Raw genomic sequence first — 13,993 nt, forward strand, 5'->3', positions numbered from 1 at the left:
ATTCCTTAAGCCTGGGTCAAATTATCAAGTTTCACTTGCAGCGCAGGGCTGTTGGTCACACCCCCCTTGGCTACGGCTTCTTCGTACGCGGCTTTCGCATTGGCGTTATCGCCTTTACGTACCAAAAAATCACCTTTCAATTCAGCAACATCAGCAGCAAATGCTTCGCTTTTCACGTCGTCCAGCGTTGTTAAAGCAGCATCAATTTGGCCTTGTTCGGCTTGCACGCGCGCTAAACGCATAGTGGCAATTGATTCCACTGCTTCGCCAGGCTTGGCGGTCAGAATGCTTTTCAGTGCGGCTTCAGCTTTCGGCAAATCACCCGCTTCAACAGCCGTTTTAGCAACCACTAGCTGCAGCAGTGCTGAGTAACCTTTTTGAGAATGTGCTTTTTCATATTCAGCGGCTGCGGCAGATAACGCTTGAGCATCGCCAACCTTGCTCATCACATCATTAAACGCTTCAGAGGCTACTTCAGCCTGCTTTACCTGATGGTCGGAATACCAGTTCCAACCATACAGCGCACCTAAACCAATCACTGCACCAGCAAGGATTGAAGTTCCATAGTCTTTCCAGAACGTTTTGATCGCTTCAACTTGTTGTTCTTCTGTGCTGTAAATTTCCACGCGCACTTCCTCTACAATTATTTTTGAATATGGTCTGCTAAATACGTCGCCAATGATGCGCGGTCAACTGCCTGCTGTTCGCTATCATCACGCAATGTCTTTACGACCACTTGATTGGCAGCCAGTTCATTTTCTCCGATAATCAGCGCATAGGCGGCGCCGCTCTTATCAGCACGTTTCATCTGTTTCTTAAAGTTACCGCCGCCACAGTGAGTCATCACTCGCATGGTGGGCAAAGCATGACGCAGTTCTTGCGCCACTTTCATCGCTGCGGGTACACATTGATCGCCCATGGCAGTCACGTACACATCAACGGTGGCGGCAACATCTTCATTTAAACCTAAAGTTTCCAGCAACAGCACGATACGTTCCAAGCCCATAGCGAACCCGACGGCTGGGGTATCTTTACCGCCTAATTGGCCAACTAGGCCGTCGTAACGACCACCGGCCAATACCGTACCTTGAGCGCCTAAGCTGTCGGTTACCCACTCAAATACGGTGCGGTTGTAGTAGTCCAAACCGCGCACCAAGCGCGGATTAACCTTGTATTCGATACCAACGGCTTCAAGTAGTTCACACAGGCGAGCAAAATGTGCTTTGGATTCTTCCTGCAGGTAATCCGCCAACGCTGGCGCATCACTGAGCAAGGCCTGCACTTGCGCATCTTTACTGTCCAGCACGCGCAGCGGATTGCTGTGCATGCGGCGTTGGCTGTCTTCGTCGAGTTTATCTTTGTGTTGTTCCAAGAAAGCCACTAACGCATCACGGTAGGCCGCGCGTTCGTGGTTATCACCTAAGGTATTCAACTCTAGGGTGACATGGTCGGTCAGCCCCAGCTTTTCCCACAAAGATGCAGATAACATCAACACTTCGGCGTCAATTTCTGCTGAGGCGATACCGTACACTTCCACACCAAATTGGTGGAATTGGCGATAACGGCCTTTCTGCGGACGCTCGTGACGGAACATAGGGCCGATATACCATAAGCGTTGTTCTTGGTTATACAGCAGGCCATGTTCGTTACCAGCACGCACAGTTGAGGCGGTACCTTCTGGACGTAGCGTCAAGCTGTCGCCGTTGCGATCAGCAAAGGTATACATCTCTTTTTCAACGATATCAGTTACTTCACCGATAGAACGTTTGAAAAGGTCAGTACTTTCTACGATAGGAGTACGGATTTCACTGTATCCGAAGGAGGCTACTGAAGCACGTAACACAGCTTCAACTTTCTGCCATACGGGGCTTTGGGTCGGCAGAATATCGTTCATGCCGCGAATCGCTTGGATCTGTTTTGCCACTATTAAACTCGTTTAATTTCGCGCCGGAAAATCAAAAATGCCAGCATTATAGGCGGTTCGGCGCTAAACTCAAAACCGCCAACGGCTGGACATCTCACATTCATCAGCTTTTAATATTTATTCGCCCTGCTGCACGTCAATACGCTGAGCTAAGGTCGCCGCTTTGGCGCGGATCTTAGCTTCTAATGCATCTATCAGGTCATTGTTATCTAACCGCTCTTTCTGGCGAACACCATCTTCGTAGAAACCACTTTTATTGTTACCACCGGTTAAGCCAAGGTTAGATACCAGCGCTTCACCAGGGCCATTCACCACGCAGCCGATAATCGACACATCCATTGGCGTGATAATGTCTTCAAGACGTTGTTCCAGTGCGTTAACCGTACCAATGACATCAAACTCTTGGCGTGAACATGATGGACATGCGATAAAGTTGATACCTCGCGAGCGGATACGCAGTGATTTAAGAATATCGAAGCCGACCTTGATCTCTTCAACTGGGTCAGCCGCCAGTGAGATACGGATAGTGTCACCAATCCCTTCAGCCAGCAACATCCCCAAACCTACGGCCGATTTAACCGAACCTGCACGCGCGCCACCCGCTTCAGTGATGCCCAAGTGCAAGGGTTGTTTAATCTGTTTCGCCAGCAGACGGTAGGCATCTACCGCAAGGAATACATCAGATGCCTTCACCGATACTTTGAATTGGTCAAAGTTAAGCCGGTCTAGAATATCCACATGGCGCATTGCTGATTCTACCAGCGCTTCTGGTGTTGGCTCTTTGTATTTGTCCATCAAGTCTTTTTCAAGACTGCCGCCGTTCACGCCAATACGGATAGGAATATTGTGCTCACGCGCCGAGTCGACGACCTGACGAATACGTTCTTCGTTCCCGATGTTACCTGGGTTAATACGCAAGCAATCGGCGCCGTACTCGGCCACTTTCAACGCGATACGGTAATCAAAATGGATATCTGCCACTAATGGCACATTAGCTTGCTGTTTAATCAGCTTGAACGCTTCTGCGGCGTCCATCGTAGGGACAGATACCCGCACGATATCAGCACCAACACGCTCAAGGGCATGGATCTGTTTCAGAGTTGCTTCAACGTCGGTGGTACGGGTGTTCGTCATCGATTGAACCGCAATTGGTGCACCATCACCAATCGGCACATTGCCTACGTAAATACGGCTGGAAGGACGACGTTTGATAGGAGATTCACTGTACATCGTAATAGCTCTGGTTCGTGACCGGTCAATGCCGGCGTAGAATTGGGTTGATGATTAGGCTTGCGGCAAGGTCAAACGCGCAACACGTCCCGCTTTATAGCCATCAAGGCTCACATTGGCGTCATTGTACTTCAAAGTGACCACTTGCGGGGCACCTAATATAACACTGATAGGAGGAATACCCGCCACCTGAATATGTTGCCCAGCGGTTTTCAGGCCATCAATCATAACATGGCCGCTGGCGTCGGAGGCTTTAATCCAGCAATCACCAGACAAAATCAGCTCGATATTTGCTTTTGAAATAGCCGCGGTTTCACTGGTACTAACACTGTCTTCGGCTGCAGCTACGCGAGTTTCTGGCGTGGCATCGGTAGTTGCGGTATTCGCTGCCGAGGCTGAGTCTTCAGTTGCGCTATTTGCTTCAGGCATCAGTGGTTGTTGATAAGCCGAATCTGGGGTAGTTACTTCACTAGCCGCCTCAGCTACTTGACCACTGTCTTCCGTGGTATTACGTCCAGAAATAGTGCCGCGGTTGGTGGGTTCCATCACTGGTGTTTCGTTATCGTTAGGCGCTTGTAGCTCTTCAATGGTTGGCTTAGACAAGCTTTCGTCAACTGAAGCGGGCTTTTGCACCCACCACCACACGGCCAGGGCTATCGACACAATGACAATAAAATAGGTGAGCCACATCCAATGGGTGTCGCGTTTTTCAATACTGGTTTTACGCGAAAAACTATGCATGGCAGGTGATGCGACTGTGGGTACTTGATGTGCTAAACACGCTTCAATCGTCGCTAAATCAGCCTCAACTAAACGGGCATAGTTACGCACATAGCCACGTACATAGGTCGCCGATGAGATGTTGCTAAAATCATCTCTTTCGATTTCTTCCACCACTACATTACGCAAATGAAGTCGAGTAGCGACCTCTGCGGTAGTATATTTTTTGGCTTCTCGTGCTTCTCGCAGCACTGCGCCGAGCATTTCCTTTTGCTCATGTGTTGCTTCTGACTTTTGTTCTTCCTTGTCGATTTTATTTTGAAATTCAGTCATCAGTGCATTTGTGTCCGATATGCTTTGGCTTGCGGTGAACTCGGGAACTTCGCCAATAACAACACTCCGTTGCGTTTGGCGGCTTCAACATCACCAAGTCCATTTTCTATTTTAATGGCAGTGGCTAAACTCTGCGCTGACATGGTAGCCACCTTATTGTATTGCTGCAACATCCGCTTGGCGGCTTTGAAATTTCTACTCTCAACTTCCAATTGTGCCATTTCTAATAACGCCACACGTCGATGTGGCTCATATTTAAGCGCCATGGAAAAATATTGTTTCGCTTTTGTATCATCGCCAGCCTTCCGCATACAAATACCGAGGTTTTCGTAACTAGAAGCCGTGCGAGTATATTTGGGGGTGTCGATAGCGCGCAGGAACATGCGCTCAGATTTTTCGTATTTCCCCTGCTTGCAGAGAAATACGCCGAAGTTGTTGGCGGCATCGCCAGTGGCATCGCGGGTGTCGATAGCGCGGTCATAAGTCTCTTCCGCTTTTTGGAGTTCACCCACACTTTCAAAGTAGTAAGCCATCGCAACGTTCACCTGCTCCATCTCTGGGGCATATTGCATCGCTTTATCGAGGTTGAGTTTAGCCTGCTCGCTATCGCCTTTACGCAGATAGGCCAGCCCAAGCTGGCTGCGTTCTAATGCCGCCGAAGTACGGTCAAATTTGCGTTCAGCAACTGGCGTATCTGTTCCGGCATAAGTGCGTTCGGTGACACATCCGCCAAGCTGCGAACAGGCCACTACTAGCAAAAGAATACCGGGCAATCCATGCTTCATCGGTAAACCTATGAATTTGAGTAACAAAAAGTTATTTCATTGTGACCGATATTTGGCTTTGTTGCATTTGTTTTTTTGCTAAACGCTTCGTCCGGTCACGAATGTCGCCAGCAAGCTGCCCACAAGCGGCGTCGATGTCGTCACCACGGGTCTTACGCACGATCACAGTCAAACCGTACTCCATCAGTACCTTACAAAAGCGATCAATACGTGAATTGGATGAACGCCCGTAAGGCGAGCCAGGGTACGGGTTAAATGGGATCAAGTTGACTTTGCACGGGGTGTCTTTCATTAGCTGCGCTAACTCGTGCGCTTGGTCAGTACTGTCGTTGATGTGATCGAGCATCACATACTCCAGTGTTACGCGGCCGCGGTTAGCATTCGTCTTAGCAATGTAACGTTGAATTGCGCCTAAGAATTCTTGCAGTGGGTACTTTTTGTTGATCGGCACCAGTTCGTTACGCAGCTCATCGTTCGGCGCATGGATACTTACCGCCAACGCGATGTCGAGAGATTCTCCCAATTTGTCTAACGCAGGTACAACCCCAGAAGTGGAGACGGTAACGCGGCGTTTTGACAACGCAAACGCAAAGTCATCCAGCATGATCTCAATGGCTGGGATCACGTTAGCCAAGTTCAACAGTGGCTCCCCCATGCCCATCATTACCACGTTGGTAATTGGGCGATCACCAGTATCTTTTTGGAAACCCAAAAATTGCGATACCCGCCAAATCTGACCAACAATTTCTGACACTCTCAAGTTACGGTTAAACCCTTGCTGAGCAGTTGAGCAGAAGGTACATTCCAGCGCACATCCTACTTGCGAAGATACGCACAAGGTCGCTCGGTCATCTTCTGGGATGTAAACGGTTTCCACTTCTTGTCCGCCACCAACATTAATAGCAAACTTGATAGTGCCATCGGTTGACTTTTGATACTGAGAAATTTCTGGCGCAACGATTTCGCAACGCGCGGCCAGTTTTTCACGCAGTTTTTTATTGATGTTGGTCATCTGCTCGAAGTCATCGACTCCAAAGTGATAAATCCACTTCATTAGCTGATCGGCACGAAACGGCTTTTCACCCCATTCGGCAAATAGCTCACGCAACGCTTTACGATCATAATCGAGCAAATTGAGTTTATTGTCGCTCATTACTGTTCCTCAACACCAAAACCTGCAACAGGGCGGCGAATTATACAGATTGCCCCCCCGTTGTGCCAGTAATATCCCCGCGCGCGCCTCAGTCTTTTATTGAGCAAGGTTCACTCTCCAGAGGCATTCGAATAGACGAATTAAGCTTCGACTCATGACTGATGTGATAACCTACGGCTGGGCCAATATTAGCCTTATTTCGGAGGTGAAATTCTCACCCTCATGTTTACCCTTATTGTGATTGTTTTACTTGCGCTGACTTTCTCGTTTTTGTGTAGTGTATTTGAAGCGGTGCTTCTGTCTGTAACCCCTAGTTATATTGCAACCTTACGCCAGCAACGCCCCCAAGCAGCCGACCGACTCGCGCAACAAAAAGATAATATCGAATCTCCGTTAGTTGCCATCCTCACTGTCAATACCATTTCCCATACGGTGGGAGCCGCAGTAGCAGGTGCTCAAGCCGCTAAAGTGTTTGGCGACGAGATGCTCGGTGTATTTTCTGGGGTGCTGACCTTTTTGATTTTATTCTTTTCCGAAATTATTCCTAAAACTATCGGTGCCAACTACTGGCGCAGCTTAGCGCCCTCAGTCTCACTCGTGTTGCTCTGGCTGGAACGAGTCACACGCCCGTTGATTTGGATGTCCAACAAAGTTACCCGTTTATTAGGTAAAGGCGACGCTGGTCAATATGTGCGGCAGGAGATCAGTGCAATGGCGGAGATTGGCCTTGAATCTGGCGAGCTAAATAAACAAGAAAGTAAGATTCTGACGCAGATGTTGAAGGCTCGTGATATTTCAGCGCAAGCCATTATGACACCGCGCACCGTGGTGTTTTCACTGCCAGTAGAGATGACGTTAAGCCAATTTGCAGAGCAACACCGCCAACAGCCATTTACTCGTATTCCGGTGTACCAAAATGAGCACGATAACGTCATCGGCTACGTTAACCGCACCGATATTCTGTTGGAAGCACCGCAGCAGCCCGACCTCGCCATTGGCGAACTCAAGCACAGCCTATTGGTGGTGCCGGAAAGTGCCAAGTTGCTCACTCTTTTTGAATTGATGATTAAACGTAACACCCAAATTGCAATAGTTGCCGATGAATATGGTAGTGGCCTTGGCATTGTGACGCAGGAAGATATCATTGAATCACTGCTTGGTTTAGAAATTGTCGATCTCAACGACCCTGCCACCGACATGCAGCAGTTAGCCCGTAACTTATGGAAACGCCGCATGCAAGACAAAGGGATCCGGCTGTCTGAGGATCTCGACGGCGACGAAGCCACACAACCTAGGAGCTTTTGACCTTTTATGTTTGATTTTTGTTCAAATTAAACGTGTGATGAACGAGACGCGGCCAGCTTGCTTAGTCGGCTAAGCAAGCTGGAGGCAACAAAGGTCAACAGCTCCTAAGTACCCTCTTCAATAATGAAGTCTGTCGGCTTCCCTTGTTCTCTCCCTGAGCAAGTGTACAATCAAGCCTCTAGCGAAGAGGAAGTCCATGAATTATCGTTTAACGCTCGCCCATATCAACGACACCCATTCCCATTTTGATGCCAGCCTAGTGCGACTCAAAGTCCAACTCGGCCAACATCAATTTTCTCTTGCGGCACACACCGGCGGTTACTGCCGTATTGCCGCACAAGTGCAACAACTGCGTAAACAAGCACAGCAACAAGCGCGAGAGATGTTGTTTCTGCATGGCGGCGATTGTTTTCATGGCACGCTGTTTTACAACCAATTTAAAGGCCAAGCCAACGCGCGGGTGCTGGAGTATCTCAAGCCAGACGCGATGGTGATTGGTAATCACGATATTGACGACGGTAACGCCACGCTAGCCAACTTTATTAGTCAAGTGAGCTTTCCCGTATTAGCAGCCAATATGGATTTATCTGCCGAGGCTGCAGACAAGGACGGCGCCTTAGCTCCGCTACCGAACCTGCTGCGCTTTGATAATGCGACGGGCTTGGGGCAATGCCTGATCAAACCGTTCTACGACCGACAGATGGCTATCATCGGCATCACGCTTGATCAGATGCGCCGCGTGGCTCGCCCAGATGCTGATACCGAGTTTCAACCCGCGTTTGCCACGGTTGCCAACACCATTGAACACCTCAAACAGCAAGGCATTGACCATATCGTAGTGCTAAGTCATCTCGGCTACGACATGGATAAATGCTTAGCTGAAGCCGTGGCAGGCATTAGCGTGATTGTTGGCGGACACACCCATACATTGATGGGTGATTTCAACGATTTTGGTCTGCCCTGCGTACCTTATGGCGAGCGCATCAACGGCGTACCCGTATTGCATGCGGGCAAACATAGTGAGGCCCTAGGCATAGCCGATATCACCTTTGATGACAGCGGCAAAGTCGTGGCACTCAACGGCAGCAGTTGCTTGCTGCTCGACCGCCACTTTATGTTAAGCGGTGATGAACCTGCAACAGAGCAGGATTATCGTGATGCCACCGAACAACTGCACCAGCATCCAGGTATTTTGTGGGATGAACAAGATGATCAGCTAAAAGCGATCATCGATACCGAATTCCGCCCCGCACTCAGCTCAATGGAGCAACAAGTGCTTGCCATGGTGCCACGTACACTGGCCCATACCCGCTTGCCAAGCCAACGGTTACCACACGGCAGCGAGATTGCGCCCTTGGTCAGCCAAAGCATGTTTTTGGCGGCGCGTGAACATTTAGCTCAGCTGGATTTTGCCCTACACAATGCTGGCGGCGTGCGTCAATCACTCGAACAAGGACAAGTTACCCTTGGCGATATTATGGGGCGCTTACTACCGTTTGATTTGCCATTAGTGTGTTACCAAATCCGCGGTGACTATCTGCAGCAACTGCTGGAATCTGCCATCAACGAAGCCACCAATAACAGCGTCATTGGCACCGGTGCGGGCAGCTTTCCCTACACTCACCGTTTGCGTTATTTCTACGATGGTCGTCAGCCCTTGGGCGAGCGCATCGTCAAACTGGAACTGCTCAAAGACAATGGCCATTGGCAGCTGGTCGAGGCAACAGCGCTTTATGTGGGTGTATCCACCAGCTACACCACCAGCGGCAAAGAGGGTTACGATGCGCTATTGCTGGCCAACTGGCAGCAATCGCTGGAACAAGTCACCCTCCCCGGCGCCTTTATTCGCATGCTGAGCCGTGATGATATTCCGCTCGAACCAGCAATGCCGATGGTGAACTACATCAGCCATCGGCATAGTTAACTGGCTGTTGAATAATGAAAAGCCGCTTTCTTTGTTAGAAAGCGGCTTTTTTTTGCACGAGCACATTGGAAGATGGAAACAGACTGTTTTCAATAGCGCTTTTTATCTTTAACAATAGAAACTCACTATTTGATTAAATTGAGTATTTCTTTAAATTCCGGCGCCCGACAATCTTTAACCAGTTCATAAAGGCACATTTCTACACTGGTTAACTCAACGCCTGCGGTCGCCAATTTCTGTATTGCGAGTTCTTTATTCGCTTGCTCTCGAGACGAAACACAATCGACGAGCAGATGCAGGTCATACCCCAGTTGTTTAAGGTGGCTCGCCGTTTGATAAACGCAGATATGCGTTTCGATGCCACAAATCAGCCAACAGGTTTTGCCTGTCGCTGCTAACGCCGCAGTCACAGCAAGCTCACCACAACCATCAAAAGTAAACTTGATTATGGGCTGTTGCTGGCCGAGCAGTGTCCGCAACTCATCGACCGTTTGCCCCAATTTAGCTGGATTTTGCTCCAGCCAAATTATCGGCAACCCCAGCACTTGAACACCTTTCACTAATTTTGCGCAGTTTGAGATAACAGCATCACTGCCAGACACCAAGCGGGCTAACTTGCCTTGAACATCGATGATGATTAGGCCCGTCGTTTCCTTAGTAAGCATAAAGACTCCCTTGTTAACCATCTGATGACGCTTTGCAGCAATGACTTGTTGCGTGTTTTCACGACCAATGTGCCCCAACCAAACTTAAAAACGCTTGATTAGTCACAGGCATACCAGAGGCAGAGCCAACGACCACATTGCCCATGCCACATTTGGGGCAACAGGCAGTTTGCTCACTGTCAGTCCAGCGACGGATTTCGCTTGGCGGAAAGCTTTCCTCGCACATGAAACATCCACAGACATCACTATTTAGGAGATCTTCTCGATGATGATTTGCCCGATCAGAAACTTGATACTGATCGACGCCAAATTCTGAGCGTAGGTGCTCTTCTATGCTTTGGTAATTCATATTTCTTCTCTATGTATACTTAACGCCGCCAGCAGAGGCCGAAAAACCTGAGCAAAGAGTCAGTTGTTTGGTCTCTGGTTAGCCTTGCTAAGCATAGTTTTCCTCAATCATTCTACGGAGTGATTTGCTCCCAGGCTCCTCTCCCCATTCCTTGAGCAAGTCACTATTGCAAGAGTCCCAGTCGGACTGAATTGCTTGGACAGAAAACGACTGTCCTTGATAGCATGCCAGCCCATTGAATTTAGCAATGATATTTGACAGTGACCTAAGCGCTGTCGATTGATCCGAACTTGGCCGAGTAGCCAATGGGTAGGACGCATGGATTGCGTCGAAATCTTCTTGGGCATCGACTTCTTCCCCGCCAGCGAACAACTGTATATGCAGAATTGACTCCGACTGCCATGACTCACTGCATTGTGCATCAAAGCTATAAACATCGTAGTGCAGTGTCGCTCGCAGCTCACGAAATAGGCGATTACCTATGCCTGCATCAATTGGCTCTGGCAGCGTAATGACGATTTCCTTTTCTTCGTGCAATTCACCCCACATGGGCAATCTCCTTGGTGCTAAACGCCTCAATAACCAGCGCGCTCTGGCGGAAAGTTTTCCTGGCACATGAAATTAGTTCAACTTAAAGTGGTATCCCGCCCTGCTGTGGCCAAGATGGCCTTCGGTACTTTTGCTAAATTGCTTTTGCTGCGCCATACGGAACTGCTCTTCTAAATAAGCAATTCTGGCATCTCTTTGTTCACGAAGCGCCTCTAATTCGGCAATGTGGCGTTGATAATTATCTGTATTTATAAGATTGTTATCGCCGATTAACGCACTGATTACTCGATATTATTCAGACTATTTCGTGATCGACAATCGCTGTTTATGATCACCAGTTATCAGCCGGATAACGTGTAATGTAATGGCGGATGACCCTATCACATCAAAGCCCGATAACAACCACTGTAACTGCTATTCACTCAAGTACATGTGTTGTAATTGAGTGAACAGCGGCCACTTGGAACGGCGTTTCTCGAGACGTTTGTACCATAGAGCAAAACCAATTTTATCCCAGTAGAGCACCTTCAGTTTATCTCGCTTTTTGTTGCAGAAGACAAACAGCGTTTCCCTAAATGAATTCAATTCCATCTGTTGCTCGACCACGACTATCAGGCCGTTGATGGATTTACGGAAGTCGTCATTATCCAGATAAAGATAAATGTCAGAAGGCTCAACGAACATCTTCATTAATCCAGTGCCTTCATCAAGCCAGCCAGTGCAGACTGATGTCCGCTGGTACACTCAAGGTTGAAGAAGCGTGCTTCAGCACGAATGTCTGAGTGACATCTTCAACTCGCGACTCAAAGGTGGTGGCCTCGCGCTTAACGTGAACAAATTTATTGCTGGTTCGCTGAAGCTTGATGTCACTGCGTCTGGCGTAAAAAGTCTGGATATTAATTTGAGACTGACGGCAAAACGCCACCGCAGATAACCCGCTTTGTTCCTGACGCTCAAAAAGAGCCAGCCAGGTAGTTATATCTCATCGCTGATATCGCATGCATGTTCTCCTTAATAAAAGAACACCGTGCCGTAGCAACCTCATTTTTTAAATGTGGGGATTATCGGACGGTTACTTTTGAACCGTTTAAGCGATATCCGAGACTGACATATGCAAGAAAAATGAAACGTCTTTAAAGACACGCTACCGACAGACATAAAAAAGCCCCAGTTAAGGGGCTTTTTAAGTTCATGCTCGGTAGTTACAGAGAAACTTTAGCAAGTCTAGCCTTTTCTTTAATGTAAGAAAGGTAACTAGCAGCTGACTTAGCAGTCTTCTTATCCTTAGCGGCCTGCTGTGCATAACTGTATGCAGCTTTCAGGTTCTTAAGGTTAAGGTATGCCAATGCCAATTCAAACTGTGCTTCACCTGGGTTATCCAAGCCAGCATCTAACGCTTGTTTCAGCACGGTAACAGCATCTGAGTATTTTTGGTCAAGAGACAGAATACGTCCTTGCTTCAAATACAACTTGCCATCTTTGCTAACAGCCGCTGCTTGACCGTAGTATGCCGCAGCTTCTTTCAGCTCTTTAGCTTGGTGGAAGAATCCAGCCAACATACTTAAGTTTTTCTCATCTTTCTTAACGAGACCACTCTTCATATGTTTTTCGAGAATTTTCGCACCACGATATGGAGAACCTTTAGAGGCAAGTAACTGTGACAAACGCACAATGTTATCACCAGACTCTAAGAACCCTGCTTCGTACGCAACTTCATACGTTTCTAGGGCATGGTCCATATCTTCTGTCAGCAAATACAACTGCGCTAACTGAACCCAAAGATTTTTGTCTCCAGGAAACAACGAAACCGCAACTTCAAGAACTTTTGTAGCTTCTTTATACTTCTTCATTTGGAACAAAGAAGTAAATTTCAGTTGGTACAAGCCCTTGTCTGGTGTTTCTGCTTGTTTAATCCCTTCGTCAATTGTCTTCAACGCATCGTTCCATTGTTCCAACTCTGTGTAGGAAATGGCCATACGTTTATAAACAGTTACGTCAGTCTTACAAGTGAACGCCATCCATTTACGGTAATAGCTGATAGCTTCTTTATATTTCTTCTCTTGCAACAACAAGTCGGCATATAAACGAAGCGTACCAGCGTGGTCAACGCCACCGAGGATATCAGCGTCTACGGCAGTTTTCAGGTATTTGATGGATTTATCCATCTGCCCTTTCTCTGCGTAGAAGTTACCCAACATCCGCGAAACGTACGCTACGTCAAACTCACCTTTAGGTGAAGCTTCTAGCAATACGGATATTGCTTCATCGATATTACCAGCTTGATATGCTTCAAACGACTTTTGTACTTTACGACCAGTACTTTCGCCCACTGCTTTCGATTGACGAGTATCAATCGGACATTTCTCAGCGGCAAGTGCACTGCCGGTAAAGGTCAGCAGCATTGCTGCTGCAAGGATACTTACCTTACGCATGCTTCCCCCTTACCCTTTGTTCAGTTTAAAGTCGAGTTGAACAGTCATACCTGTCTGCTTAACAGCTTTACCGTCAACAATTTTTGGCTTGTACTTCCACTTACGCAAAGCACGAATAGCTTCACGGTCGAAAATACGACGTGGTTCTGCATTGATAACTTCTACATCATCAACACCGCCAATTTCGTTAATAGTAAAGCTAAGCTGTACAAAACCTTCTTTACCATCACGAGCTGCTGCAATTGGATACTGAGGTTCAATACGCACGATAGGTGTAGCATCACCATCACGTGTCATCATGTTACCCAGTTTAAACCCTGTGCTAGCAGGACCAGCACCTACACCACCTAGATTGAATGACATCGTTGTATTGATATCATTGCTTGAATCCGGTGGAGTGTTATCCAGCTCAGGCGGCTTCTCCGGTGGAGGTGGCGGCTTTGGTGGATCCCTAGGTTTCTCTTGGGCCTTACTGTCCTGCCTATCCATTGTGATCTCGATAACTGGCGTCTCATCAGAGGTGTCGGCGCGCTTGGCGCCGCCACCCACTAGACTGGCCATAAACCAGAACAGACCAAATGTCACAGCAGCACCAATAATGATAGATACTAGTGCTCTAAACAT

General features: G+C 48.0%; 15 protein-coding genes. 2 read left to right on the plus strand and 13 right to left on the minus strand.

Annotation, left to right across the window (positions count from 1 at the left end; genetic code table 11):
- Nucleotides 1–5 precede the first annotated feature (5 nt).
- The 6 genes from ACN0TT_RS10655 to ACN0TT_RS10680 form a co-directional block, all read right to left on the minus strand.
- Complete coding sequence (locus tag ACN0TT_RS10655; protein WP_417762132.1) at nt 6–626, minus strand: YfgM family protein; 621 nt, start codon at nt 624–626, stop codon at nt 6–8.
- Between the two features lie 17 nt (nt 627–643).
- Nucleotides 644–1,924 (minus strand): histidine--tRNA ligase, encoded by a 1,281-nt coding sequence (gene hisS / locus ACN0TT_RS10660; RefSeq protein ID WP_417762133.1) that lies wholly within the window; start codon nt 1,922–1,924, stop codon nt 644–646.
- 117 nt (nt 1,925–2,041) lie between these two features.
- A complete protein-coding gene (gene ispG / locus ACN0TT_RS10665) occupies nt 2,042–3,154 on the minus strand; it encodes a flavodoxin-dependent (E)-4-hydroxy-3-methylbut-2-enyl-diphosphate synthase (protein WP_417762134.1) in 1,113 nt (370 codons plus the stop codon).
- Between the two features lie 54 nt (nt 3,155–3,208).
- Entirely contained in the window at nt 3,209–4,207 is a 999-nt protein-coding gene (locus ACN0TT_RS10670; protein ID WP_417762135.1) for a RodZ domain-containing protein, read from the minus strand.
- The gene (gene pilW, locus ACN0TT_RS10675) at nt 4,207–4,992 is read right to left on the minus strand and encodes a type IV pilus biogenesis/stability protein PilW (protein ID WP_417762136.1); all 786 of its coding nucleotides are present in this window, start codon (nt 4,990–4,992) and stop codon (nt 4,207–4,209) included. Before pilW ends, ACN0TT_RS10670 begins: the two co-directional genes overlap by 1 nt.
- Nucleotides 4,993–5,023: 31 nt before the next feature.
- On the minus strand, nt 5,024–6,145 hold the full coding sequence (locus ACN0TT_RS10680; protein ID WP_417762137.1) for a bifunctional tRNA (adenosine(37)-C2)-methyltransferase TrmG/ribosomal RNA large subunit methyltransferase RlmN: 1,122 nt from the start codon (nt 6,143–6,145) through the stop codon (nt 5,024–5,026).
- A gap of 222 nt (nt 6,146–6,367) precedes the next feature.
- Between ACN0TT_RS10680 and ACN0TT_RS10685 the strand changes: the two genes are divergently transcribed.
- Nucleotides 6,368–7,450 (plus strand): CNNM domain-containing protein, encoded by a 1,083-nt coding sequence (locus ACN0TT_RS10685; protein ID WP_417762138.1) that lies wholly within the window; start codon nt 6,368–6,370, stop codon nt 7,448–7,450.
- Nucleotides 7,451–7,646: 196 nt separating this feature from the next.
- The gene (locus ACN0TT_RS10690) at nt 7,647–9,374 is read left to right on the plus strand and encodes a bifunctional metallophosphatase/5'-nucleotidase (RefSeq protein ID WP_417762139.1); all 1,728 of its coding nucleotides are present in this window, start codon (nt 7,647–7,649) and stop codon (nt 9,372–9,374) included.
- A gap of 125 nt (nt 9,375–9,499) precedes the next feature.
- Here the strand turns inward: ACN0TT_RS10690 and ACN0TT_RS10695 are convergent, their stop codons facing one another.
- The 7 genes from ACN0TT_RS10695 to ACN0TT_RS10725 all read right to left on the minus strand — a co-directional run bounded on the left by ACN0TT_RS10695 (nt 9,500) and on the right by ACN0TT_RS10725 (nt 13,993).
- Nucleotides 9,500–10,039, minus strand: coding sequence for an isochorismatase family protein (locus tag ACN0TT_RS10695; protein ID WP_417762140.1), 540 nt, complete (start codon nt 10,037–10,039; stop codon nt 9,500–9,502).
- A 58-nt stretch (nt 10,040–10,097) separates the two neighbouring features.
- On the minus strand, nt 10,098–10,388 hold the full coding sequence (locus tag ACN0TT_RS10700) for a hypothetical protein (RefSeq protein WP_417762141.1): 291 nt from the start codon (nt 10,386–10,388) through the stop codon (nt 10,098–10,100).
- Between the two features lie 87 nt (nt 10,389–10,475).
- Nucleotides 10,476–10,937 (minus strand): hypothetical protein, encoded by a 462-nt coding sequence (locus ACN0TT_RS10705; protein ID WP_417762142.1) that lies wholly within the window; start codon nt 10,935–10,937, stop codon nt 10,476–10,478.
- 414 nt (nt 10,938–11,351) lie between these two features.
- A complete protein-coding gene (tnpB, locus tag ACN0TT_RS10710) occupies nt 11,352–11,627 on the minus strand; it encodes an IS66 family insertion sequence element accessory protein TnpB (RefSeq protein WP_417762143.1) in 276 nt (91 codons plus the stop codon).
- Between the two features lie 16 nt (nt 11,628–11,643).
- Complete coding sequence (tnpA, locus tag ACN0TT_RS10715) at nt 11,644–11,916, minus strand: IS66 family insertion sequence element accessory protein TnpA (RefSeq protein WP_417762233.1); 273 nt, start codon at nt 11,914–11,916, stop codon at nt 11,644–11,646.
- Nucleotides 11,917–12,139: 223 nt separating this feature from the next.
- Nucleotides 12,140–13,369 (minus strand): tetratricopeptide repeat protein, encoded by a 1,230-nt coding sequence (locus tag ACN0TT_RS10720; protein ID WP_417762144.1) that lies wholly within the window; start codon nt 13,367–13,369, stop codon nt 12,140–12,142.
- 9 nt (nt 13,370–13,378) lie between these two features.
- Nucleotides 13,379–13,993 (minus strand): energy transducer TonB, encoded by a 615-nt coding sequence (locus ACN0TT_RS10725; protein WP_417762145.1) that lies wholly within the window; start codon nt 13,991–13,993, stop codon nt 13,379–13,381.

The organism is Shewanella sp. (genome assembly GCF_048265805.1).
Lineage (GTDB): Bacteria > Pseudomonadota > Gammaproteobacteria > Enterobacterales > Shewanellaceae > Shewanella.